Origin of the sequence: Lactobacillus sp. B4005, assembly GCF_026536045.1 — a bacterium.
GTDB classification, from domain to species: domain Bacteria; phylum Bacillota; class Bacilli; order Lactobacillales; family Lactobacillaceae; genus Lactobacillus; species Lactobacillus panisapium.
The window spans coordinates 41,361-66,337 of the sequence record NZ_JAFNOZ010000005.1 but is presented as its reverse complement, the minus strand read 5'-3'; the positions used below and the strand labels follow the sequence as shown (position 1 = coordinate 66,337).

The following is a 24,977-nucleotide window of genomic DNA, read 5'->3' as shown; positions in this document are numbered from 1 at the left end:
TCAAAGTATTATTATTTATCTTTCAATAAAGTTTTAATTGGTGTTTTTGCATTGCTTGGAACAACTTGATTAAATACAGGAATGTCTATCTTTGCTAACTCTTTTAGCGCTTCTAATTCATCCTTAGAAAGCATCAAAGTTGAAGATATTTGAACTGAATCCTTTGCATCATCAGCAAATCGGCCAACATTAGCCACATTAATACCCTCAATATCATTAACATTTTGAGCAATTTTTAGTGCGTCTTTAACATTATTTGTTAGAGCAAAGATTCTCATATTTGCACCCTTGGGATTATTAAAAACTTTAATCGCATCATCAACCGATCTGATTAATAGTTTTTTGCCAGTTGGTGTTGCCATTTTTAAAGTCATTTGTACCATTTGATTATTAGCAGCATTGTCATTAGCAACAACAATACCTGGTGTATTTAATTCTTTCGTCCAAACTAGTGCAACTTGGCCGTGAATTAATCGATCATCCACTCTTAGCTGTGCAATCATTATTTTTCCTCCTTATTCAAAAAAATCTGTTTCTTGTTCTTGATCATTTTCAGTATCTTCAAATTCAAAAAGCTCTACTTGACTTTGGTTAATTAATTCTTGTAAGTGCTTTTTAGATAATTTCTCACTATCAAGTAAGACCGCCATTACAATGGCCAAATTGGTTTGGGTAATAACATAAATATCTTTTTCGCTAGCGACCTTTAAAATCACCTTTTGGTTTACACTTCCACCTTTTAAATCGGTAAAAATTACCGCAGGCCGTTTAGCAGTTCTTATAAAAGCTGTAATTTGATCGGTATAATCAGTATCATCAACATATGCATCAATGGTTTTAATTTTGTCACCCATACCAGTCAAAATATCAATTGAGTTTTTAAGTCCGCTTGCAAAATGCCCGTGACTAGCAATTAGTATATCGGTCATTTTGTCACCTCCTTTACTTTCTTATTAGCAACAACCGTGCCAAGACTTTGAAAGGCTGCTATTTCGGGCAATAAAAAAGAAGTGTTTTAGTTTTAAACACTTCTTTTAGACAATATTAAACACTTTTAGATAAACTGTTTAAACAATTCATACAATAGCGATATTTCATAGGTAGAAATTTTAATATTATATTTTAATTCGATTGGTTGAAAAATACTTTTAGTTATTTCAAAAAAGGCCTTCTCTTTTGCAGATTCCGGTTCAACTTCGATCTTACCGGTATTACGAACCATCAACCGCTCAATCATCAAAGCAATATGCATATAAAGATTTAATTTGACCTTGCCATCCAACTTAAGATTATAAAAATCCTCGTACTTTTTATTAATCGTCTCAACTTCACCCAAAACTACGTCTGGATTTAAAAAGCTCAACCGCTCAGCGATTCCCTCTTTAGAAAAGAAGCGCAACAGCTCATTATTGAATTGGTCAAGCTCCCGTTGATTTAAATATGGCGATAGCCAATGTTTCAGCTTGTTTTCACCACTTGAATCCAAAATATCATAAAGATTCATATGGTTAAATTCAACTTTTTCTGTAATGTCGATCGTCGTTAAAACAAATAGGGTCTGCTTAAAGTACGCCCACTTTTGCTTTTCGATTTTTTCCTTTAAATCGTTATAGCCCAGCGGAATTACTTTGATATTGACCGGTAAATATTTTCGCAAAAGGTCACTGATTTTTTCAGCTATTCCCAGCCCTGAAATACAGGAAACCAAAATATTAACCGACTGCGAGAACCCTTCATAGTACTTAACCCCAATCTGGTAGTCCTGCTCGGCTTTTTCAGCTATTTGCTTAAACGGTAAATTCTGTTTCATTTTTAAGCCTAAATCCAGTGCCGTCAGAGTCGTCAGGTTATTGACTACCAATAAATCGCCATCTAGTTGAGAACTAATCTGAGAATAGAGCTGGCTCAATGACCCCATATCCACCATTAAAATAAAGCCGTTAGTAGTGTTAAAGCTGGCAATTAACTTATTAGCCTCACCGGCAATCGTTGCAATATTAGCATCAATCGGCATATCAATTGCATCAAACACATAATTACCGCAAAGCGAATTAATTACTGCCTGAATACTGGTTGCCGTATTTTCTCCGTGAGCAACCATCAGTCCACGCAGCTGGATTTTTTCATCAACATGATCACTAAGTAAAATTGCAAACAGATAAGTTAGGCTAATTTTACTTTTGGGATTTAAAACTGGCAATTCTTCATAAAATTTTTCAGCTACATGGAGCGAGCGAGGTAAATGCTCGGCAATCACTTCACCTAAACGGGGTAGATCATAACTTAAGCGGAAATGATGTTCATATAACGCATAAATAATCGGCTCCAGGTACGCTGTTTTCGCTAAGCCATACTGCTTTTCAATTATTTTTTGAAATAAATATTCATGTTGAACATGTAAGCCCGAATTTAACGACTGCTTATTAACAAACTGGTTAATTGCTTGAATCTGTAGTCGGCACTTATTTAAATTAACTGTCGAATAGTCAGTCAGCAATTCCTTTAACGAAGAAATAATGTTAGTTAATTTGCGCGTCATCCTAGAGTTAGAAGGTAAAAAGTACTGACCACACGGCTCGACACTAATTGCGCCATAGTCCTTAAAACGGGATAACTGGTCAATTTGTAAATCCTTTAAGTGCAGGACGATTTTCTCTTCACTGCTGCTGTCTTGGTAAGCAGCGGCACAAGAAACTTCAATAACATTTTTCAAGTAACCAATATTACCCGGATGCTTGAGCTGTACCAGAGCAGAAGTAACTTGCTTATCAACAATTATTTTTTTAGCAATTTTATGGGCTTCGGCATGAAATAATGAGTTAATCAATTCCAACCGCTCATCCACTGGCCGCTCAATATAATCTGGCAGATTGACCCTAACCGGAATTCGCCGTAAAAAAGTAGGCAATAAGACTTGCTCAGGATTTTCCGTAGTCGCCATTATGATGCGCACTTTTGCTTTTATCGGGTGAATATTATCACCCATTTTATAAAATTGGTGCGAATCAATAAAACTAAACAGTTTTTCCTGATTTTCATTGCTTAATCGATGGACTTCATCCAAAAATAAGTAACCACCATCGGCCTGCTTTAGCAGACCATCTTTTTCGGTATCCGCACCGGTAAAGGCGCCGCGAACATAGCCAAATAGCATACTAGAAATTAGTTCTGGATTATTGGCATAGTTGGCACAATTTAAGACAATATATGGAGCTTTTTGTGCAATTACGCCACTTTTTTGGGCGTAAGTATACAATTTGCTAGCTAAATAGCTTTTACCAACACCTGAATTCCCAGTGATTAAAACGTTCAACCCATCAGGAGGGTAGGCTGCAGCAGCTGATAATTGCTGGATTGTTTTCTCAAGTGAGCCGTGTCCGCCAATAATTCCACCAAAAAAATCAGAATTAGTTTGCCTAGCAGCAATTTTTTGCCACTTAACAGGCCTATCAGCTATTTTGTTTACTTTCTTCTCTTTCACAAGCTGATTAAGATAATGGCTAACAACTGATCTGGACAACTGTAAATGCTGCGCTAAATCGCTAGTATTAATTGTTTCGTTACCGGATAATTTTTCAATTTGATTTAAAACTCGTTGTTTAGCGCTACTCATCACAATTCTCCTTAGACTAATTTTTTCTTAATTATACCGAATTATAACAGTGCTTTCTATATAAAAATAGTTCTAGTTCTAAGTTTTGCAAAAATTAAATTTTTAGCAAGCATTGTAAATCGGCTGTCGTCCTATTACGTAAGGAAAGTTGCCCCTTTTTATTCTTTGGTACGTATTAATTTAAAAAATAACTACTGTTAACAATTAGGTAGTTTTTACCCCCAATTAATACCGAGTAGAAACTAAAAATTTAGTCTTGACTTGTATTTTTTAATATTTTATAATTTTCTCATCAAAGGTTGGAGGTAATTTCAATGATTAAGACTAGAAATCATCAATTACAGCAGAATAACCGTTATTACTATAGCTATTACAGGTAAAGGTTTGGATTCATCACGGTGAGTTCAAACATCAAGGTTTGAATTTATCAGTGATGGCTATAGCTTTTTAAGTATGATTAGCCACACGACTTTCTAAGTGGCTAATCTTGCATTAACAATGAATGATTAATCCCAAGGCAATCTTGTGTTACCCACTTAGAAATGAGTGGGTATTTTTTTATTGGAGGAAAAAAATGCATTTACGTAAATTAATGACAGGAATCAGTCTGGCAGGATTACTTTTATTGGGAGGATGCAGCAGTAAAAAAGCTGACGATAACAAAGCTGTTAAACATGTTGGCGTATTACAAGTAGTTCAGCACCCTTCGCTTGATAAAGCCTACAAAGGTTTTAAAAAGGGGCTGAAAGAGGAAGGTTATGTTGAGGGTAAGAACCTCAAAATTGATTACCAAAATGCTCAAAACAGTCAGGATAATTTAAAGAGCATGAGCGATAAGCTAGTTAAGGAAAAATCTGATTTGATTTTAGGAATCGCTACACCCGCCGCACAAAGTGTGGCTAACGCTACGCAAGATATTCCGGTAGTTGTCACTGCCGTAACCGACCTAAAGGCAGCCAAATTGGTAAATTCCAATGCTAAGCCTGGTAGAAACGTTACCGGTACTACCGACATGGTTTCAATCAAACGCCAAATTGACCTACTGTTATCAATTGTGCCTAAAGCAAAAACAATCGGGATTATGTACAATGCCGGTGAAGCCAATTCTAAAATTCAGGCGGACATGGCAACTGCAGTTCTGAAAAAGGCCGGAGTAAAGGTGCTGATTAAAACAGCTAATACAACTAATGATGTTCAACAGGTAACTGAAACCTTAGCCTCTAAAGTGCAAGGAATTTTCGTTCCTACCGATAACACTTTTGACTCGGCAGCCTCAGTTGTCGGCAAGGTGGTCAAAGAGAAAAAAGTACCACTAGTTGCGGGTTCAACTGATCAGGTTAAGACGGGTGGCCTAGCATCAATTGGCATCGATTATGAAGCCCTTGGCGAACAAACCGGTAAAATGGCTGCTAAGATTTTGGCTGGCAAAGCAAAACCCGCTGATATGCCGGTTGAAAAGGCCCACGATATGCGTTTAGTGGTTAATAAAAAAATGGCCAAGGCCCTGGGAATTGATCCAAAATCAATCAAGGCTCCCAAAAATTAAGATTAAATAATTAGCCGAGCTCAAATGCCCTTTCTAACAGGGTTATTATTGAGCTTACTCACACATAGCTTTTTTATCAGCCAGGTTTTTCTTGACTTTAAAATCTTAATAATTTATAATTTTTTCATCAAGGTTGGAGGTACTTTTGATCATGAATATAAATCAAAAATCACAACTGAATAACCGTTATTACTTTAGCTACTTTAGATAGCATTTGAATTCATCAAGATGAGTTCAAATGAAACGCAAGTTTGGATTTATCTATGATGGCTAGAGCGATTTGATTACGGTTAGCCACATAACTCTAAGTGGCTAATCGCAACGATTAATTTACAAAACAATGTTTGTATACCCACTTAGAAGTAAGTGGGTATTTTTTATGGAGGATTTTTAATAGATGCATATTAGAAAATTAATTACGGGACTTGGTTTAGCAGGATTATTATTACTTGGCGGCTGTAGTAATAACAAAAAGAGTGATAGCGGCCAAACTATCAAACATGTTGGTGTGCTGCAAGTTGTGCAGCATCCCTCCCTTGATAAAGCCTACGAAGGTTTTAAAAAAGGCTTAAAAGAAGAAGGTTATGTTGAGGGTAAAAATCTTAAAATTGATTACCAAAACGCGCAAAACAGTCAAGATAATTTAAAGAGTATGAGCGAAAAACTGGTTAACGAAAAATCTGATTTAATTCTGGGAATTGCTACACCGGCTGCCCAAAGCGTTGCTAATGCCACACAGGATATTCCAACTGTCGTAACTGCAGTAACCGACTTAAAAGCAGCTAAGCTCGTTAATTCAGACGCAAAACCCGGCAGAAATGTTACTGGAACCACTGATATGGTATCAATTGATAAACAAATTAAGCTGTTATTATCAATTGTGCCCAAGGCTAAAACAATTGGCGTCATGTATAATGCCGGCGAGGCCAATTCCAAAATCCAGGCAGATTTAGCAATTAAAGCACTCAAAAAAGCCGGTGTGAAAGTGTTAGTTAAGACGGCCAACACTACAAATGATGTTCAGCAGGTAACAGAAACTTTGGCGGGCAAGGTTCAGGGAATTTACGTTCCAACTGATAATACATTTGCCTCAGCTTCCTCGATTATTGGTAAAGTTGTTAAGGAAAAGAAGATTCCGCTAGTAGCAGGTTCAACTGATCAAGTAAAAACCGGTGGTTTAGCCTCAATCGGAATTGACTACGAAGCACTCGGTGAACAAACTGGTAAAATGGCAGCTAAAATTTTAGCGGGTAAAGCTAAGCCAGCAAACATGCCAGTTGAAAAAGCAAATGAATTAAAACTGGTTGTTAACCACAAGATGGCCAAGGCTTTAGGAATTGATCCTAAAACCATTAAGGCACCAAAATAAGTTTAGAAAGGCAGCGTGAACGCAAAACAATGTTAAATACTTTTTGGGAATTATTTCTTTCTGCAACTTCACAAGGATTACTCTGGTCACTAATGGCCATTGGGGTTTACTTAACTTTTCGTATTTTAGATTTGGCTGATATGACTGCTGAAGGAAGCTTCCCCTTAGGTGGTGCAATTGCCACAATGTGCCTTGTTAAAGGAGTTAATCCGATTTTAGCAACACTAGCAGCTTTTGGAGGCGGCATGATTGCTGGCCTGGTAACAGGATTTTTAAATACTAAATTACGCATTCCATCATTACTGGCTGGAATTATCACAATGACTGGCCTATACTCCATTACCTCTCGGGTAATGCAAAATGCAGCTAATGTTTCACTATTAGGTAAAGAGACCATTTTTACTATTGCCCAAAACTGGGGCTTAACGAGGAATAATGCTGTTATCGTGATGGGGCTAATTATTGCTTTAGTCGTTATTGGCTTACTGGTAGTATTCTTCCGCACAGAAATCGGCTTAGCGATGCGTGCGACTGGTGATAATCCGGAAATGAGTGCTGCCAATGGAATTAAAACTCAAGGAATGAAAATTCTAGGCTACATGATTTCTAATGCTTGTATTGCCCTTTCAGGAGCACTGCTCGCCCAGAATAACGGCTTCGCAGATTTAAACTCCGGGGTCGGAACCCTAGTTATCGGTTTAGCCTCAATTATTATTGCTGAAGTCATTGTACGGAATTTACCAATCTGGGGTCGTTTGCTGACTTTAGTTCTCGGTGCAATTATTTACCGGTTGATTTTAGCACTAGTTTTCCAGATGAATGTCGAACCATCGGATGCTAAATTAGCTTCGGCTTTGGTCTTAGTTGTTTGTCTAACCCTGCCTAACTTTCACCTACCGCGTAATCTAAAAGGAGGAAACAAGAATGCCGGAAGTACTAAAGATTAAAAACTTACACCAAACTTTTGAACGTGGGACCGTTAACGAAAACCGCGTACTACAAGGGATCGATCTCAGCTTAAAAGCTGGTGACTTTGTAACAATTATTGGAAGTAACGGTGCCGGAAAATCTACCTTATTAAATAGTATTGCTGGCACGATCCCGATCCAAGAAGGACAAATTATCCTGAACGGCAATGACATTACCAAATTACCTGTAACCAAACGGGCCAAAAATATTAGCCGGGTCTTTCAGGATCCTAAGATGGGAACAGCAGTCAGACTGACGGTTGAAGAAAACTTGGCCTTAGCAATGAAACGGGGCCAACACCGTGGTTTTTTACCAGGAGTTAAAAAACAGGACCGCAAGTTTTTTAAAGAACAATTAGCCCAGCTGAATTTAAACTTGGAAAACCGGTTGGAAACTGAAATTGGTCTGCTTTCTGGTGGTCAAAGGCAGGCAATTACCCTGCTTATGGCAACCTTGCAGCGACCTGACTTAATTTTATTAGATGAGCATACCGCGGCTCTTGATCCTAAAACTTCCATTACGGTGATGGAACTCACGCAAAAATTAATTAGTGAGCAGCACTTAACGGCATTCATGGTAACCCATAACATGGAGGACGCGATTCATTATGGTAATCGTCTCATCATGCTTCACCAGGGACGTGTTGCTGTCAACTTGGCTGGTGAAGAAAAGCAAAACCTAACCGTACCCAAATTAATGGAACTGTTCCAAAAACAAGTTGGTAGTGAAGTTGGCGATGATGCGATGTTATTAGCCTAAATACTAACTAAAAAAAAGCAATCTGAACAAAGTTCAGATTGTTATTTTTGTTTCTTAATTTTTATTAACGGCTTCACTTGCATTTATGCAGTTAATCAAGAACATCGAATTAACCGAATAGTTTACCCTTGGGTGCGCTTTTTGTAGTGCTTTTAACGTTGGCAGTAATAATTAATTTTGCACTTTTATCTAAATCGCTTTTAATTATTAATTCTATTAGGTAAAAAATATATTATCGTTACCCTTAAATTCCTAATAATTACTAAACTATTCTTGTCAAATGGAATTGAGGTTCAAATATTATCCTTGAATAGTTTTTTTGCATCTAGCTCACTTATTTTTTAATTAACCAGCGCTCAATAACGTTTAAAAATAACTATTCTCTTTTTATCTATAATGTACTTGACAATTTACACTGAATAATGTTAACAAAATTTCGAAAATTCTAATCAATAATTTAAATTAACCTTCATAATCAGCTTAAACTCATATCTATTCAACAATGCAGGAAAACTCCAGATTTTACAGGTAACCAAGATTAACTGTCGACCTTCAAATTATGTTGAAAATTCAATAAATAATTAAATTGGAAAATCCTATGCTTAACCATAATCTAACTAGTCGCGTACAAATAAGTAGTATTTAACATTTCATTTTTAAACATGTCTCTTAATGATTAAAAAAGAACTACGATATCATATCGCTTTTTTGTAAATAATAAAAGCAAAATAGATTTTTTAAGAAGTATCATTATTAGCAATTGACTAATCACCCAATTTTAGTTTAAAAACTTTTATTTAGCAAACAGCGTTAGCTATTTAATATATTTTGTTTGGTCAAAACTAAGCTATTCATCTTCAGATAAATTTAGTATAGTAGTAATTTAGTCCAAAAGTGTGAAACTGTTTCAATTAAGAGTTTTAATCCATATCTTTTGTTATCAAGAATTTAAAACTTTTAATTTCTAGGTTTCTCTTTATATAAAACAAATGATTCTTAAGTTTAATATATGATAAGCAGTTGTTGTACTCTTACTGTTAGGTTTAGGTCAAAATTTGTAAAGACTGAACCCACAACTTTAAGCGAATAGATAAAAATAAAGTCAGACTTAAGCTCTTTTAGAACGCAAAAGAGCGCATACCTTTTTATATAATACAAGTAAAAGTTTCAACATTTTTAATATAGCTTCACCACTATTAAATAAAAAATCTGAAAACCTTAATTAATTACATAGTTTTCCTAAAAGTAATCTTTAATAACATGTCATTTTAATTCCAATTTTTTTAACTTTTAGGAATAGCTTTTAATCTCTAATTTATTTGCGCTGACTTCTTGCAAAAACTGGTTTTGCTTAAATTTAAAAATCAAGTCTGTTGTTTTAATAGGGAGATACTAATATGTCAAAATAAATTACTAACTATTCATTAATAAACCACTTCAACTTTATTTTTCTCAAACAGTTCATTAAAACTGGTTGTTGGCTTTTTATCAGTTACTAACGCTGAAAGTTGATTTAATTCACAATCTTTATAGGGTAAAACCTGATCAAACTTAGTATTATCAATTAGTAAAATCATTTTTTTAGTACATTCCAACAGGGCATGCTTTAAATTTGATTCTGATTCTACTTTATCAGTTATGCCATATTTTAAACTAATTCCACGACAAGACATAAAAGAAATATCAAAAACATAATTTTTTAAATAACTCGCCGTAATCATGCCACTAGTATATGTATCAATCAGTGTACCTCCTAAAACATTAATTTTATTCTGAGTATGTAAATTTAAATAAATAGCTGTTTCTAAATTCGTAGTAGTTATATTTAAATCTTTAAAAGCTCCTAAAAAATGTGAGAGTGTGTTTGCTGTACTGCTGCCATCTAAAAAAATATTTTGTCTATTTTCAATAAAACCTGCTGCAAGTGAAGCAATATATTTCTTTTCACTCATATTAAGGTGTTGCTTAATAGTTGTTGGAGTTTCTATTTCATTTGGCTTTAAAACAAAAGCTCCTCCATTAATGCGCTGCACTAAATCATTGTCTGACAAAACTTTTAAATCTCGTCTAACTGTACTAGCGCTATAATGCAATAATTTAGAAATTTCAGTAATAGTTAAAAAGTTTTTTTCTTTTAAAAGCGTTAATAAAAACTCTTGTCGCTTGTTCATAGTAGGCCTCCGATTAAGAATGAAACAAATCCGTCAATTTTTGAAAAATTCTTTATTCATTTTGACATATTTTCAATATCATTGTCATCTATTGAAAAAATATAGATAGATTTATAGCATTAGTAATGAAAGCGAATACAAATATAATTAACATTAATGGAGGTTAAAAATGACATTAGTAACTTTAAATGATATTTTACCAAAGGCAAAAAAGGAGGGCTATGCGGTTGGTGCATTTAATTATGCAGACCTGAATACTGCGCGTGGCATCATTAAAGCAGCAGAAGAAGAAAATTCTCCAGTAGTCTTGCAGATTGCAGAATCGCATTTTCCCTATTTGCCATTAAGAGAAGGCGGAAAGCTGGCACTCGACTTAGCCGAAAATGCCAGTGTACCAGTTGTTGTTCACCTAGATCATGGTACAGACATGGAAACTTGCATTAAAGCATTGCGCTTGGGCTTTAGTTCAGTAATGCTTGATTTTTCGCAAAAATCTTTGACCGAAAATATTGAAAAGACCAAAGAAGTCGTTGAATTCGCACATGATATTGGAGCAAGCGTCGAGGGAGAAGTAGGTGTGATGACGCACGATGGCGGTGATGGCAAACCGGATTATAGCAACTTAACAGACAACTATACCACCATAGAAGAAGCAAGAAAGTTTTACAATGAAACTAACATTGATGCTATGGCCATTTCTTATGGAACAGTTCACGGTATTTATCGCGAAAAACCGATGCTTAATTTCGATCGTCTACATGAAATTTCAAGTGCAGTCCCAGTTCCTTTAGTTGTTCATGGTGGCTCTGGTTTAACCGATGAAGAATACAGAAATTCAATTAAAAATGGTATCAGCAAAATAAATTACTATTCCGTAATGTCTTTTAATGTCACTAACGGGTTGCGAAAATATCTCAATGAGCGTGAGAAAGAGCAAGTTTTCTTATATGATGTCGATATGAAAATAATGGAATTGGTTAAAGAAGATATCAAGAATAAAATAAGAGTCTTTGGTTCAGCAAACAAGGCTTAGTATATAAAAAGGTATAGTTATGAACAAATTTTTAATTATCACTCATAGTACTCTGGCTGAAGGTTTTTACAACAGCACCAAGTTTCTAAGTGGTTTGACAGATAATGTCAAGTTTATTAATGCTTATGTCGATGAAAGTGACTGGACCAAAGAAGCTAAACAATTTTTATCAGAAGAAAATTATAAAAATTCTGTCGTTGTTATGACGGATATTTTCGGTGGTAGTGTTAATCAAAAAATGACGCTTTTACTCAAAAAATTTAACTTTATCCTGATTACTGGCGTAAATTTGCCTTTAGTTTTGTCACTGGTACTCGAAACTGAACCGTTAACGAAGGAAAAGTGCTCAAAAATAGTTACAGAAGCAAGAAAGCAATTACAAGTTGTCAAAGCGGTTAAGCCAGAAAAGGATGAACAAGACGATGTTTTTTTAAATTGATTAAGGATGCGATTTTATGATTAAAGAACTGAGAGTAGATGACCGGTTAATTCACGGCCAGGTCGCACTAACCTGGCCGGGTCATTTGGGAACAAGTCATATTGTTGTTGCCAATGATGAAGCCAGCAAAAATGAGATGCAACAAAGCGCACTAAAAATGTCAGTGCAGGGAACAGCAAAAGTTCTTGTACGGAATATTGACGATGCAATCAAATTGTTTGAAAATCCGAAGGCACAAAGCATACCAATGTTTGTGGTGGTTAATAAGGTAAAAGACGCACAAAGAATCTATGAAGGCTTGGACAGACAAGGTGTTGAAAGAATAAATATTGCAAACGTTGGACGTTTTGATGGTATTGATAAAAGCAAAAAGACTGAACTAACAGGTTCAATATTATTGACTTTAGAGGATGAGGAAGCTACTAAAGCTTTAATAGGTGCTAATGCCAAAGTAGTTCATCAAGTGATACCAACCGATAAAGCAGAAGCATTTTCGAGCATACTGAAGGAGCACTAAAATGACTAGTAATATAATTTGGGCCGCTTTTTTATGTGGCTTAGCTGAATTTATTTGTTACGGAGGCGACTGGCTAATCGGGCAAAATATGGCTGACCAGCCTATTGTTGTCGGTCCACTCGTCGGCCTGCTTTTAGGCGACCTCCAAACGGGAATTATCCTAGGAGCGATGCTTGAAGCGACTTTTATTGGTGCGGTCAACGTTGGGGGAGCTGTTTCACTCAATCCCTCCGTTGCCACCGTCTTAGCAGTAGCCTATGCAATAATTGGCGGAGGCGATACCAAAGCTGCCGTTGCGCTTGCTATACCAATGGGGTTATTGGGTGGTTTACTTGAGGTTGGTACCTATGTATTGTTTTCCCTAGTTCAAGATTCATGGACTGACGCCGCAGATAAGGGCAATGAGAAAAAACTAGTTTGGCTTCACTATGGCGTCTGGTTTGCCAGGTCACTTGTATTTTTTGCAGCAGTCTTTGTCACAGTTCTTATCGGTGTCAAGCCAGTAGCTGCTTTCATCAAGTCACTACCAGCATTTGTTGAAAATGGACTGGGACTGACTGGTGGCCTTCTTCCGGCAGCTGGTTTCGCAATGTTGCTTAGCATGGTTTGGGAAAAGAAACTGGCTGTATGGTACTTTTTAGGATTTATCTTAGTTGAATATGTCAAGTTACCACTACTTGTTGTTGGAATTATTGGCTTAGTATTTGCAGTAGTGTTCGCCTTTTACGATAAAGATATTTTCGACTTAAAACACCAAAAAAATGCAGCAATAGTAAATAACAAAACGTCAAATGAACAAGAAGAGGAGGATTTTCTATCATGAGCAGTGAAACTAGTATTAAAAATAAAAGCACCACAATTTCACCTACGGATAAAAAACTCTTGCGCAAACTTTACCTTAGATCATTGACAATTGGTGCACCCTTGCAATATGCCAACGAATATGGCTCGGGATTTGAGTATTCAATCCTGCCTTTTATCGACCATTATTATAAGGATGGCTCTGACAAAAAGCGCCAAGCCCTTAAAAGGCACATCGTCTTTTATAATATAACTCAATATGTTGGTACATTCTGCCAGGGTCTTGTGGCATCAATGGAAAAGCAGGCTGCTATGCATGATGACTATGATGTTTCATCCATTAGTGCCGTTAAGGCTAGTTTAATGGGGCCAATGTCAGGTATCGGTGATACATTGTTTTGGGGTATTTTGCGGGTCATTGCTGCTGGCGTGGCTATGACTTTTGGCATGCAAGGCAATGTTTTGGCACCGTTTGTCTTCTTATTGATATACAATATTCCGGCACAATGGTGTCGTTGGGAAATGACCAAGTTGGGCTTTTCCGTTGGTTCGGAATACATCACCGAAATGTATTCGTCAGGACTTCTCACGATCTTTACCAAAGCGGCAAGAACACTGGGTCTGATTATGTTAGGAGGTATGACTAGTAGCCTCGTCCAATTCAAGACGAAACTAGTTTTCCATGTCGGTGGGGGGCAAGTAATTAATGTTCAAAACATTCTTGACTCGCTTCTAAAAGGACTAGTCCCGTTGATAATCACTTTAGTTTGCTACTGGTTAATTGCCAAAAAACATATTAACTTTACAGTGGTCATCATTGGTTTAATCGTTTTCTGTATCCTACTCAGTGCATTGGGTATTGCATAAATAACTAAGATTTAAAAAGTCGAGAACTTCAATTTTTTGGTTCTCGACTTTTTGTATACAATTTAATAGTCAACGATTTTGAATGATAGTAGCAATATCGACACAGGTCTCTTCACTCTGTTTTAAATAACCTAGTCGATCAAAAAAGCCATGATCTAGTCCTTTATATAATATTTCTTGGACCTCAACGTTATTTTGCTGAAGCAGTTTTACAAAGTACTTATTACTTGGTAAAAAGTAGTCAAATTCCGCTTCAATCATAGTTACCGGTGGCATATTGACAAAATTAGTTGAATATACTGGACTAACTTATGGATCAGTTGCTTTAGCATTTCCAACATAAAGTAATTTCATTAAGTTGTTAACATACATAATTTTATTTAATCTTGTGTGAATATAATTACGATGCTTTTCATTCATTTGATAGAATAAATAATTCCAATTATAAAGAGTTTGTTCAACTTTCTGTAAATCTAGAGCTCCATATATTGAAATCACCTGTTTAATTAAGTGTTTATTATCTAGTAGCCCACATTCAACTGCTAAATTTCCTCCTGCACTATCACCAGCAACAAAAACTTGCGAATTATTAAAACCGAGATATTTTTGGTTAGAAATTGTCCATTCAACAATTTCTAACGCGTCATTAAGAGAACCAGGAAATGGTGTTTCAGGAGCTAGTCTATAATCTGGTGAAATTACTACACATTTTGCTCTTTCCGCTATTAAGCGACACTGATTTAGCAAAGTGCTACTACTTCCACCGATAAAACCTCCACCATGAAAGTAAACACAAGCATTTTTAATATTTTTTTCATTACCTGGTCTACAAACCACAGCAGGTAAAAACCTATTCTTACATTCAATAAGTATATTTTTTTCAATAACTGCAGTAGTAGTTAGATCCTTGTTAGGAGATCCCATACTTTTTCTTACTTCCGTAAAATCAATTTGAGTCAAATCAATTACTTTGTTTGCTTCTTCATCAGTAAACTCCGGTTTGCATTGTGTTCGCTTTAGAACCTGAGGATCGAGAAGCCCCCATCGTTCACCATATACAGTATTCTTAATAATCATCTTTTGCCCCCATTCATGATTAATTATTTTAAATCACATCAATAGACATATGTATGTATAATTACTTTACCAATAAGTTACATGTGCATGCCAAACTTTTATTAAAAATCTTTCTTAAAAAGTTAGATTTGCATCGTATTAAATAAAGCTATTTTTGAGTTTTATTATAATCATCGTTACAAACAACTTCCTATACACCTCGAATATTCCTCTTCGTTCTAAGTAAGTGCTGATTGTCAAAAAAATATCACCAAATTAAATAATCATATACAAATGCAAAAAAAATTAATTTTTATATATGAGAGTAGTTATTACGCATGTTTTCAGTGATTGCATTTCTTATTTCGTATGCAAATTAAAAACAAATCTTAAAATAATTGGAACAATTAAAGCCATAAATCCAAGAATAAATGAGTACAATAAGTGTGTTTTTTTTACAGTTATCTAATTAATAACATCCTCAATGCCACAATTCTCTGACTTATCAAATTCTAAGCCATGAATGCAGACTAAAGGAATGTTTTGCCCCCGCTGACCCATTACTAACCCGGCTGCAGAAGCTAGCATGTCACAGAGCGTTTCGGCAGTACCATTTTCCTTATTCAATCTCAATCCATTCAGGCCATACAAACCAACTGCAACTTGGTTCGCACCTTTTTTATCAACCCTGCCATCACTATCAGTAATGATTACGCTTGTTCGAACTCTTAGAATGTCAAAGAATGTATCGCTGATTGTCTTAGCTGTCTTGTCACAATCTTTAGGTAGAGTAATCGCAAAATTATCTTTGACCTTATCAACACCCGCGCTGGTCAAAAAGAGACCGTTGGGTAGCCAAGCACCAATATGATAACCAGAAATTTCTAAATGTTTACCTGATGGATCACCTGTCTGATTAATAATTACCTGAATTAATCTTGCATCCTTGCGTGGAATTTGTTTATGAATTTTTTCAGCTAAAGAAGAGGGCGTTATGGTGTTCAGATCAATAATATTGTCTTCTGCAAGAGAACAGATTTTAGAGGCGACACAAATAATGTCGCCATTAGCAATTTTAAAACTCTCTTTTTTTATTATCTTGGCTAAAGTTTTTGGTAAGTCACATGGTGCCGAAATTTGTGGTACGTTGTGTAGTCCTTCGATGGTTAACATATTTTATTCTCACAGCTTTTAATTATTGATTATCATGCAGTAAATAAGAGCTCTGCTACTTTATTCTCTAAAAAGGTTAATTGATTTAGATGAAATACTGTTTGGCCTCAATAAACTATAAATAAGAAACCGACATTTAAAGTTTAACTCTAAAAAGATACTATTAGCAAAGGTACAAATTCACTATCTTTGAGGATGATTTTTACGTGATAATTTTTTAGTTGAAAACAGATAGCTATCAACCTATTTTTAGATTTTCTCTTCTTAACTGAGCATTGAACAGCGAGCCTATTATTGTAAGTACTTAAAGTTGTTTTTGTATTTTATCATTTTAATAAAAATCAAGACAAAAACAGGTCATTCTTTAATGAGAGCTGACCTTTTTTTACCATTTTTAACTGGAGATTTTACTAATATATTAAACTTTCTTGCCCTTTTCCATATCTTCAAAGACTAAACGATATTTGGCAGAAATTATCGAGCATTCAAATATCGTAACAATAGCCGCTAAAATCCATGTTATCTTAAAGCCAATGCAAATTGCAATTGCGACAGCGATTACCAGCATTCCTTGTAAGGTAACTGCGCTGGCAGCTGTCCTTTTTAAGAACTGCATGATTTTTACTGACTTCACGACAATTACTTGGCACAATATAAAATATGCCACCAAAATAATTAAATAAATCAATTTTGTTCTTTTGCCTTTTCTGAGACTTCTTTTTCTAGTTGTTGTTTTTCAAATACTTTGAAGAATGGATAGTAAATTATCAGATACACAACAAAGTTAACTATTGAAAGAATCGCAGCATTCCAGCTCCAATTCGTACTCATAATTGCTGCAATTGGTGCAGGGATTGTGAATGGTAGCCTGACCATCATCATCGGAACCAAGTGTGTGACTGTAGCAAAGTAGGAAATTGTCCCGGTTACTAATGGAGCGAGAATAAATGGAATACCTAAAATAGGGTTCAAAACAATTGGTGCACCAAAGATAATTGGTTCATTGATATTAAATAGCCCTGGCAAAAACGATAATTTACCCAAATCTTTCAAGTATTGTGACTTAGAGAACATGAACAAAACAACCAAAGCTAAGGTACCACCAGCACCACCAATCCAAACAAACCATTGTAAAAATTGTTCTGTAAAAATTGTTGGTAGCTTGGTTGCTGCAACGCCGGCATGGAACTGGTTCATATTATTGGCAATCGACATTTCCCAAAATGGTCTGACAATCGGATCCATAATTGCAGCGCCGTGAATTCCTAAAGTCCAAAAACCACAAATTAGGAAGATCGTTGTTAAGCCACCAGCCAAACTATTTCCAACTAGGAAACCTTTTAACGGCATTAATAGATTAGAAATAAAGGTTGCAATGTTAAAGTTAAAAATATCTCTAACTACCCAAAATAAAATCAAAATAATTGCAGCTGGAAATAACGCAACAAATGAATTGGAAACCTCAGGCGGAACACCGTCTGGCATTTTTATTGTAATGTTCTTTTTTTCTAAAAAATGGTAAATTTCAACTGAAATCAGTGCAGTCGCAATTGCCGCGAAAAGTGAAGACGCACTTAGGTTGGCAATGTTCATGTAGCGGCCTGCTGTAATGACTCCCTTAACATCAGTATTTACCTTTACTGGCTGCACTGTGGCAACCAAAAATGCAAGAACTCCCAAGATACCGCTAGACAAGGTATCCATTTTATAGCTAGCTGCCAGGGCCGAAGCAATGCCAAACGTAGCATATAGGGATAAAATTCCAACGGTAAAGCGAAATGGGATGTCCAAAATAGCCTGATATGGTGCTAAAAAATTGGCTACTGCTGGAATCGGCATGTTACTTAAAATTGTAAAAAAGGACCCCACAATTGTCAGTGGCAATGTGGCAATAATACCCTTTCGAATGGCTGTCATGTGCCGTTGCTGGCCTAATTTATTAGCAGCTGGCAAAATTTTAGCCTCTAAAAAATTGACAAAGTTATTCATTTTTTTACCTCGTGTTTATTTTTTATTTATTGTTTTAATCGTTTGCTTGGACAAACTTGAACTTTGACCACGGCTTGATGAAGGGAAGAAGCACCATGTCATTGGCAGCAATTCTTCCCACCAGATTTTTTCGCGAATCCCTATGAGGCATCAAAGCAACCTGTAGTTCATTTTTATATTTACCAAAATTATCGTTGCCAACCAAGATATCGCCGAATTGAAATTCTTTTTCGTTATCGTGGCACGGATTTGCTCTATTACTATATTTTTTACGGACCTCCGTAGATCTGATTACCTGCTCAGTGATGTCGCCGCGTCGCACGTGTTGATTGTTAAGCACGATTTCACGCTCAATCTCATTACTTTCAGGTAAAAACTCAACCCTAAACTCAATCTGATAGCGATCAATCTCGCTTAGCTTGTTTAATTCATCATCGCTAGCATATGCATTACCGATAATTACATCATCGATTAATCCTGTAGCAAACATCTTCTTAGCCTGAACCTCAACCGGCAAATTACGATCCTCTTCTAAAGTTGGTAGACCGTCATTTACACTCCAAGGTCCGATTGATCCTGCCTGTGAGCTTATGAATGCAGCAGTTCGAAGATTATTTTCTTTAAACCGTCTACTACATTTCGTAAAGAAGGTAAAAGGTAAACCGGTTCCTTTTTGTGGATAAAAATTGTGACAACCATAAATAAACGGCTTATTTGCCTGATAAGACATAATGTTATCCACATATGCCACATCATTGCTCATGTTGAGTTCAATCACCAAATTTTGCAGATTGTAACTGAGCAAGGCTTCCTTTTTGCCATCAAATCCATCATCAAGTCGAAGGCCATCTACACCGAGCTTCTTAAAAAATGACAAATTATCATACGAGATACCTAAGATATCAAAAATTGCGGGGGAAACATCTAAAACTACTTCATAATCAAGTCTTTTTGCAAGCTGAGTCAATGACTTATACTTTTGAACAATGCTGTCCTTATTACCAGAGATTTCCAAAAGACTCATGAAAATGCGAGAAAATCCTAACTCACTCGCCTTTTGTAAGTATTGCTGGTCCAAGTTGAAGTCACTGTGGTCTGGATAAATCGATATTCCTAATCTTCTTTTCATTCTACCGCCTGCTAATCCAGCTTCTTCTTAACAATTTCGAATAACCTTGCGACATCCTCAGGTCTAGTAAGGCCTGTTGCTTTATCAATAATAGATGAGTAAACGTGAGGCAAAATCATACTGACGCCAGCTTTCAAAGCGATATCAAGAATTGCTTCAAAGTTGTCAAGATCTATTCCACCTGTTGGTTCAAGACTAAAATTATTGTCAGCACATGCCTTAGCAATGTATGCATATTCCTCCTTATGTGACAAGCCGTTCATCGGGAAGAACTTGAAAGAACTACCTCCCATATCTTTTAATAAAGCAATTGCAGTTGTTACTGGTATTTCAGCAGTCATTTCTTTCGAGCTAAGAGGACCTGTGGCAATGTTGACATAACCCGTTTTTCCAGTTGGCGAAACCAGACCATTAATGATCGTTTCATTTTGGCCAAGCTGAGCGCGAGAATAACCCACACCCGTGAACACTTGGTTGACGTGTTGTGGTTGAATGACCTTGGAAACCTCGCTAACCATCTTGCTCTGGTTGGGATCGCCTGCTCCAAGACCTACAGAAATAGCGTTGCTGACTGCCGCCTTGTATTTCTTTAAGTCCTCAATACAACTGTCATTGTCAGGGTAATTTTTGGTTAAAACACCACAAACTACATGACCATCTGCAGCTTTATAGATATCCTTAGCATTGTCGACTGATCCTGCCAAAACGTTTAATGCTACTCTTCCTTGATAATAATTTGGTACTAATTCCATTTACTTCATAATCTCCTTCAATCTGTTTACTATTTGCTTCATTTCTTCAGAATCGATTGCCCTGATATCAAACTCGATAATTCCTTCATTGGCACGATACTCACGCGTGTAAATAGCTGGATCATTTTCCTTTAATTCCTTCACCACCTCTACTGCGTTCTTTGGGGCATCACAATCAATTGTCACATCTGCCCGATAAATTTCTCGGCCAGCTTGATCTTGTTGCTCCTTGACACTCAAGTATGGAATTGTCGTCAAGTCTTCAATAAAGGGTGCTAAACGTTTGCGCATATGGTTTCCGTCTTCTGGCCCCATATTGACGTAGTTTTCAATTGCCCCTAAAAGTCCTAAGAGATTTTCCTTACCAATTTTCATAGCGCGCCCAATACCGGCATTTTGCATCCTTATCCAGTCAATATACTTTGCCTTACCGAAAACTAGTCCTGAGGCTGGACCCTCAATTGCCTTTGCGCCGCTGAAAAGAATAATATCTACGCCTAAGTTCACGTATTTCTTTAAATCTTCTTCGGCTGCCGCGTCTAAAATTAGGGGCAAGTCATGCTTATGGGCAACATCAAGTGCTTCTTTAACAGATAACATACTCTTTTGGACCGCATGATGGCTTTTGACGTAAAAAATTGCGATTGTTTCCTCATCAATCATCATTTCAATATGCTCCGGTGAGCACATGTTTGCGTATCCTGCCTCAACCACATTTCCTCCACCAAGATTAATCATTTCCTCTTCGGGGGTTCCATAATCGACGTTATGTCCCTTGGGAATGACAATGTTTCTGTTTTCAAAACGGGGTGAAAATGGGTGGTATAGGTGATAACTACTGCCTTGTCCAATGAGAGCTGCAACAGTCATGGCAATCCCGGCTGATGCTGAATTAACAATAATTGCATCTTCAGCTCCAATTAGCTTGGCAATGTAGCTCCCACTTTTCTTAACTAAGTCAGCCATTTCAAAGAAATGCTCATCACCGAATCGCTGTGCGTTTATCCCTTCCTGCGAAGTCTTAGAAACGCCCAAGATAGTCATTTTCCCACTCGCATTGATAACATGCTTCAAGTTCAATTTTTGGTAAAAATCCATTTTATCCTCCAATTTCATAGGCTTTGCCCATTACTACACTCATTTTCGGACAAATCTTCTGATTAAAAGTCCTTTGATTATGGTTTGAATCAGTCAAAGTAATTTCCGTATTCTTGATTACATCGAAAATGGTCAAGTCAGCATCATAACCAGGGCAAAGCCAACCCTTATTCACTAAGCCAAAGCTATTAGCTGGTGCCTTGGTAACTTTATCTATCACATCTTTGAGTGAATAACCATACATCAAAAACTTGTCTAATGTAGTAGCCATATCATAAACAGGACCATTAAGACGATTGCGGTTATAAATATCTGTACTGATTGACTGCGGAGTCAGCCCGGCAGCATTTGCAATATCAAATGTGTGAAAGTTAAAGCTGTCCGTGCCGTGACCGACATCGAAAGTAACGCCTCTGCGGTAGGCTTCCCAGGCAAACTGTTCAATGTTGCCTTCCTTATCAATAATGCCATTAGGCTTGCCGTTGTAACCATGAGTTAAAATGTCGTTTTCATCCATTAAATCCAGTACTGCCTTTAACTCAGGTGGGTTTGCACCAACATGAACCATAACTGGAAAACTGCCACCAAGCTCGTTTTGAAAGGCTTTGCCCCTTTTAAGCGGCTCAACGCCGTTGTCAATTACAACCGAATGACTCTCCCTGACCTTGATACCGATAATAAAGTCGCTGTATTGCTCAATTACATTCATCAGTGGTTCTTTTTTAACTGTATTAATGTCGCCAAGTTCGTTTTGAGCCAAAATACCGGTTTTGCCAACATTAATCATTGCATAAACGTTAGTTATTTTTTTTCTCGTAATCTTATAAAAATCGCCAATATTATCAGCCCCAGTTGAGCCCGCATCAATTACTGTCGTAACTCCTGATTTATAGCCATCCTCATCGGGATCGTCATAGTAAAGCGTCAGTTTCTCATAGCAGTGTACGTGGTCATCAATCCAACCGGCGGACACGTATTTTCCGTCAAGGTCAATTGTTTTTCGTGCCACGATACCAACTAATTGATGACCAACCGCTACGATTTTTTTGCCCAAGACAGCCACTTCGATTGGGCTGTCATCTTTTATATTTCTACCATTTTTTAAATATAAATCTACCATCTTTTACCTCAACTAGACCTTAATTGGGAAGAACAAACCAGCAATCATGGCACCGATAATTGCACCACCGGTGATTGGCTTCTTCCAAGCATAAAACAGCACCGCACCAATAATTGCACCAAGGCCGATTGGAATAGAGGCCTGTGCTGCAGAGATGATAATCAGAGGTCCTAAAAAACGACCAGTTTCATTTCCGGCACCCATCATGATATCGGCGCCAAAAGTAGAACTTGACTGTTTCAGAGTAAAGTGTCTAATAGCATAAATAATAAAACCGATGATGACCCCAATAATTGCACCAGTTAGCAAAGCCAGCGGAAAGTTCTTTATCGGTTCTTTAATGTTCATGCTTAGCAAAATAGCTGGAATTCCGAGCCCAACACCCGTCAGAATTGAACCACCTAGGTCAAGTATTCCGTCTAGTGACCCTTCAAGAATTCGGGCAAAAAGAAAGCTCGCACCAAATGCGGCACATGCACCATAAGAACCGCCAGTCATGCCGGCCTTGAGCATTGCAACGAAGGCCACCTCATTGAAAGCGCCTGTCCCGTAATTAAAGTACATCGATGTCCCTGCGAAAACTCCTGCTGACATCAAGCCAACGATAATGGGAAAGCTCCAATCTGCATACCAAAAACTTTTGGTATTTTTTAGCTCCAGTTCCTTTTCTTCGATAGATTTCTCACTGTTATCCATGTCATTACCTACTTTTCTTTAACCACCAATAGCCGCATGAATTTGCTGCAACCATGCTGGTACGCCTACATTCAGTTGCTTCAGCAAAATCAAATCACTGCCTCTAAAGAAAGCACTCAAAATAAACAATAAGATAGTCGCTATGAGGATAATCTTGGTAATCTTATTCCAACCACTTTCATCTACACCCTTGCCAACTAAAATTCCTAAAACAACGCCCGGCACTGCATTACCCATGATTAATTGGGCGAGCCCGCCAAAAACTGTACCAAATATCCCCGAGCGCTTGCCCCCATCAATGGCTGCAAGCCAAAAGATAACAGGCATAACCGTGTTAATAAGCAAAGTTGCTGCTGGCACCAGAACCTTAACTGCTGTAATTTGAAGAGACTGAGGTAAAGCAGAACTAGTTAAATTCAAAAACGCTACAACAACTGCACCAACAAGTGCTCCTGCTATTCCCATTTTCTTCGGATCTTGCATTTCCTTTTCGTCATGGTTTTTTAACATCAAAAGCGCTGCTGCCCAATTTGGAATTACCCGATGTGTTACATCTTGAGTAAACGAGCCTGCCGCAACTGTCGAAGCCCAGGCATTAAAGAAGAAGCCCAAACCAAACGAAAAGTGCGATGCAGGGTCGCCTTCACTGGCATTCATCTCGCCTAATGTCCTGAAAGCACCAAGCGCCTGAACAGTCGGGGCGTTGAACATTCTGGCAGCGCCTATGCCGACAGCTAGGCCAACCAGGGTGCCAATAATCAATGATTCAACTAAAATTATTAAAACTTGCACTTTCATACTCCCTTCATTACTCTGCGCAATTGATCATTATCCTTAAGGTCGATTTCTTGACAGCTCACATTTTCAATTGCAGCACACTCTAAATGAACTAGAGCATTTAGTTTTACTTCATAAGATGTACAAATTCTTGGAAAAAAGAAAAACAGAAAATGTTCTTTAGTGCTTATTTCTTTTAAATGCTCTACTTCAAAGGATTTAGGTTCAATTTTAAAAATTAAGTCAGATTCACTTGCAACAACTTTCTTTGCTATTTTGTTCAAAGCATTGGCAAATGCACCCTTTTTATCCTTAGCACTACCCGTTACCGACACTTGCTTATCTTTTTCATAAATTATGTTTTCCATCATTTCACCTAAAATTCACTAGGATACTTTTTGTTGATTGCTTTAACCAACTGCTCTCCTAGTTCCTCTTTGTCCATGAAACCAAAACCTAAAACTTTCTTGCCATCATTGATTGCGGTTATACCTTGCGTAATTGACCTCATTCCGTGTCTTTCTGGGTAACCATACTTGTTATTGGCAATTAATGCTCCTGCACCACCACTACCACAAAACGAAATACCGAAATCGGCTTTTTCCTTATGCATTACATCACCCAGTTTCATATCTGCACCTATTCCAGGAATCAATATGGCCTTTGCCCCTGCCTTTTCAATTCCGTTTGCAACGTTTTTCCCTTTACCCATACGATCTGCAACAACTATTGTTAACATTTTTTACCTCCATTAATCTAAATGCATGTTTTCAAAATGAATCGACAATACATATTTTTCCGATTCGGAGAGCTGTCCAATATTTTTTGCAATATAGTCAACTATTTTTTGTGAAATTTCTAAGGACTGCTCATTTACTTTTGCAAAAATCTTTTTGTCAACCGGTTCAAGTCTTTCATCATTTTCCGCACGGTTAACCATTTCAGACAAGTGATTGCCTAAAATTTGAATTTCTAAATCATTTGGATGCAGCTCGTTCTCATCAATTAATAAAATTACATATTTCATTAATTTTTCTAAGCTCTCCTTGTATTTACTATCACTAATATATTTTTTAAATTCTTTGTAAAGTGCTACCTGCATC

The 24,977-nt window shown here is 36.9% G+C and carries 25 protein-coding genes and 1 pseudogene; 9 read left to right on the top strand and 17 right to left on the bottom strand.

The annotated features are described in order from the left end of the window. Window positions 1–11 precede the first annotated feature (11 nt). The 3 genes from J3U73_RS09040 to J3U73_RS09030 all read right to left on the bottom strand — a co-directional run bounded on the left by J3U73_RS09040 (window position 12) and on the right by J3U73_RS09030 (window position 3,613). A complete protein-coding gene (locus tag J3U73_RS09040) occupies window positions 12–503 on the bottom strand; it encodes a PTS system mannose/fructose/N-acetylgalactosamine-transporter subunit IIB (protein WP_220269137.1) in 492 nt (163 codons plus the stop codon). Between the two features lie 12 nt (window positions 504–515). Next, the gene (locus J3U73_RS09035) at window positions 516–929 is read right to left on the bottom strand and encodes a PTS sugar transporter subunit IIA (protein WP_220269136.1); all 414 of its coding nucleotides are present in this window, start codon (window positions 927–929) and stop codon (window positions 516–518) included. A gap of 125 nt (window positions 930–1,054) precedes the next feature. Beyond that, on the bottom strand, window positions 1,055–3,613 hold the full coding sequence (locus J3U73_RS09030; RefSeq protein WP_267410232.1) for a sigma 54-interacting transcriptional regulator: 2,559 nt from the start codon (window positions 3,611–3,613) through the stop codon (window positions 1,055–1,057). Window positions 3,614–4,187: 574 nt separating this feature from the next. Between J3U73_RS09030 and J3U73_RS09025 the strand changes: the two genes are divergently transcribed. From J3U73_RS09025 to J3U73_RS09010, 4 genes are all read left to right on the top strand, one after another. Beyond that, complete coding sequence (locus tag J3U73_RS09025) at window positions 4,188–5,159, top strand: ABC transporter substrate-binding protein (protein ID WP_220232730.1); 972 nt, start codon at window positions 4,188–4,190, stop codon at window positions 5,157–5,159. A 397-nt stretch (window positions 5,160–5,556) separates the two neighbouring features. After that, window positions 5,557–6,528, top strand: a complete 972-nt coding sequence (locus J3U73_RS09020; RefSeq protein ID WP_267410231.1) for an ABC transporter substrate-binding protein — start codon at window positions 5,557–5,559, stop codon at window positions 6,526–6,528. A gap of 29 nt (window positions 6,529–6,557) precedes the next feature. Continuing rightward, window positions 6,558–7,475, top strand: a complete 918-nt coding sequence (locus J3U73_RS09015; protein ID WP_267392476.1) for an ABC transporter permease — start codon at window positions 6,558–6,560, stop codon at window positions 7,473–7,475. Then, complete coding sequence (locus tag J3U73_RS09010) at window positions 7,453–8,256, top strand: ABC transporter ATP-binding protein (protein ID WP_267410230.1); 804 nt, start codon at window positions 7,453–7,455, stop codon at window positions 8,254–8,256. The genes J3U73_RS09015 and J3U73_RS09010 overlap by 23 nt, the downstream gene beginning before the upstream one ends. A gap of 1,424 nt (window positions 8,257–9,680) precedes the next feature. Here J3U73_RS09010 and J3U73_RS09005 read toward each other — a convergent pair. Next, entirely contained in the window at window positions 9,681–10,427 is a 747-nt protein-coding gene (locus J3U73_RS09005) for a DeoR/GlpR family DNA-binding transcription regulator (protein ID WP_220269132.1), read from the bottom strand. Between the two features lie 169 nt (window positions 10,428–10,596). Between J3U73_RS09005 and J3U73_RS09000 the strand changes: the two genes are divergently transcribed. From J3U73_RS09000 to J3U73_RS08980, 5 genes are read left to right on the top strand one after another with little or no spacing between them, the layout of a single operon-like run. Beyond that, window positions 10,597–11,460 carry a class II fructose-bisphosphate aldolase gene (locus J3U73_RS09000; protein ID WP_220269131.1) on the top strand — a complete coding sequence of 288 codons (864 nt, stop codon included), beginning with the start codon at window positions 10,597–10,599 and terminating at the stop codon, window positions 11,458–11,460. Between the two features lie 19 nt (window positions 11,461–11,479). Beyond that, complete coding sequence (locus J3U73_RS08995; RefSeq protein ID WP_267410229.1) at window positions 11,480–11,899, top strand: PTS sugar transporter subunit IIA; 420 nt, start codon at window positions 11,480–11,482, stop codon at window positions 11,897–11,899. A 16-nt stretch (window positions 11,900–11,915) separates the two neighbouring features. Then, window positions 11,916–12,416 (top strand): PTS sugar transporter subunit IIB, encoded by a 501-nt coding sequence (locus tag J3U73_RS08990; RefSeq protein WP_220269129.1) that lies wholly within the window; start codon window positions 11,916–11,918, stop codon window positions 12,414–12,416. A 1-nt stretch (window position 12,417) separates the two neighbouring features. Next, window positions 12,418–13,239 (top strand): PTS mannose/fructose/sorbose/N-acetylgalactosamine transporter subunit IIC, encoded by an 822-nt coding sequence (locus tag J3U73_RS08985; RefSeq protein WP_220269128.1) that lies wholly within the window; start codon window positions 12,418–12,420, stop codon window positions 13,237–13,239. Next, entirely contained in the window at window positions 13,236–14,084 is an 849-nt protein-coding gene (locus J3U73_RS08980; protein ID WP_220269127.1) for a PTS system mannose/fructose/sorbose family transporter subunit IID, read from the top strand. Before J3U73_RS08985 ends, J3U73_RS08980 begins: the two co-directional genes overlap by 4 nt. Window positions 14,085–14,153: 69 nt before the next feature. Here the strand turns inward: J3U73_RS08980 and J3U73_RS08975 are convergent. The 13 genes and pseudogenes from J3U73_RS08975 to J3U73_RS08915 all read right to left on the bottom strand — a co-directional run bounded on the left by J3U73_RS08975 (window position 14,154) and on the right by J3U73_RS08915 (window position 24,976). Then, window positions 14,154–15,008 (bottom strand): annotated as a pseudogene (locus J3U73_RS08975) (alpha/beta hydrolase). A 597-nt stretch (window positions 15,009–15,605) separates the two neighbouring features. Beyond that, entirely contained in the window at window positions 15,606–16,313 is a 708-nt protein-coding gene (locus J3U73_RS08970) for a coenzyme F420-0:L-glutamate ligase (RefSeq protein ID WP_220269125.1), read from the bottom strand. Window positions 16,314–16,731: 418 nt separating this feature from the next. Next, complete coding sequence (locus J3U73_RS08965) at window positions 16,732–16,965, bottom strand: hypothetical protein (RefSeq protein WP_267410228.1); 234 nt, start codon at window positions 16,963–16,965, stop codon at window positions 16,732–16,734. 32 nt (window positions 16,966–16,997) lie between these two features. Further along, window positions 16,998–18,302 (bottom strand): PTS sugar transporter subunit IIC, encoded by a 1,305-nt coding sequence (locus J3U73_RS08960; protein WP_267410227.1) that lies wholly within the window; start codon window positions 18,300–18,302, stop codon window positions 16,998–17,000. Window positions 18,303–18,336: 34 nt separating this feature from the next. Continuing rightward, complete coding sequence (locus J3U73_RS08955) at window positions 18,337–19,431, bottom strand: DUF871 domain-containing protein (RefSeq protein WP_267410226.1); 1,095 nt, start codon at window positions 19,429–19,431, stop codon at window positions 18,337–18,339. An 11-nt stretch (window positions 19,432–19,442) separates the two neighbouring features. Further along, window positions 19,443–20,183, bottom strand: coding sequence for a 2-dehydro-3-deoxy-phosphogluconate aldolase (dagF, locus tag J3U73_RS08950; RefSeq protein ID WP_267410225.1), 741 nt, complete (start codon window positions 20,181–20,183; stop codon window positions 19,443–19,445). Then, on the bottom strand, window positions 20,184–21,281 hold the full coding sequence (locus tag J3U73_RS08945; protein ID WP_267410224.1) for a DgaE family pyridoxal phosphate-dependent ammonia lyase: 1,098 nt from the start codon (window positions 21,279–21,281) through the stop codon (window positions 20,184–20,186). Between the two features lies 1 nt (window position 21,282). Beyond that, the gene (locus J3U73_RS08940) at window positions 21,283–22,401 is read right to left on the bottom strand and encodes an amidohydrolase/deacetylase family metallohydrolase (protein WP_267410223.1); all 1,119 of its coding nucleotides are present in this window, start codon (window positions 22,399–22,401) and stop codon (window positions 21,283–21,285) included. Window positions 22,402–22,413: 12 nt separating this feature from the next. Then, window positions 22,414–23,097 carry a DUF4310 family protein gene (locus J3U73_RS08935; RefSeq protein ID WP_220269118.1) on the bottom strand — a complete coding sequence of 228 codons (684 nt, stop codon included), beginning with the start codon at window positions 23,095–23,097 and terminating at the stop codon, window positions 22,414–22,416. Window positions 23,098–23,115: 18 nt separating this feature from the next. Beyond that, the gene (locus J3U73_RS08930; RefSeq protein ID WP_267410253.1) at window positions 23,116–23,889 is read right to left on the bottom strand and encodes a DUF4311 domain-containing protein; all 774 of its coding nucleotides are present in this window, start codon (window positions 23,887–23,889) and stop codon (window positions 23,116–23,118) included. A 2-nt stretch (window positions 23,890–23,891) separates the two neighbouring features. Next, the gene (locus J3U73_RS08925) at window positions 23,892–24,242 is read right to left on the bottom strand and encodes a DUF4312 family protein (protein WP_220269116.1); all 351 of its coding nucleotides are present in this window, start codon (window positions 24,240–24,242) and stop codon (window positions 23,892–23,894) included. 8 nt (window positions 24,243–24,250) lie between these two features. Beyond that, the gene (locus J3U73_RS08920) at window positions 24,251–24,613 is read right to left on the bottom strand and encodes a glycine-rich SFCGS family protein (RefSeq protein ID WP_220269115.1); all 363 of its coding nucleotides are present in this window, start codon (window positions 24,611–24,613) and stop codon (window positions 24,251–24,253) included. 12 nt (window positions 24,614–24,625) lie between these two features. Further along, the gene (locus tag J3U73_RS08915; protein ID WP_267410222.1) at window positions 24,626–24,976 is read right to left on the bottom strand and encodes a PRD domain-containing protein; all 351 of its coding nucleotides are present in this window, start codon (window positions 24,974–24,976) and stop codon (window positions 24,626–24,628) included. Window position 24,977 lies beyond the last annotated feature (1 nt).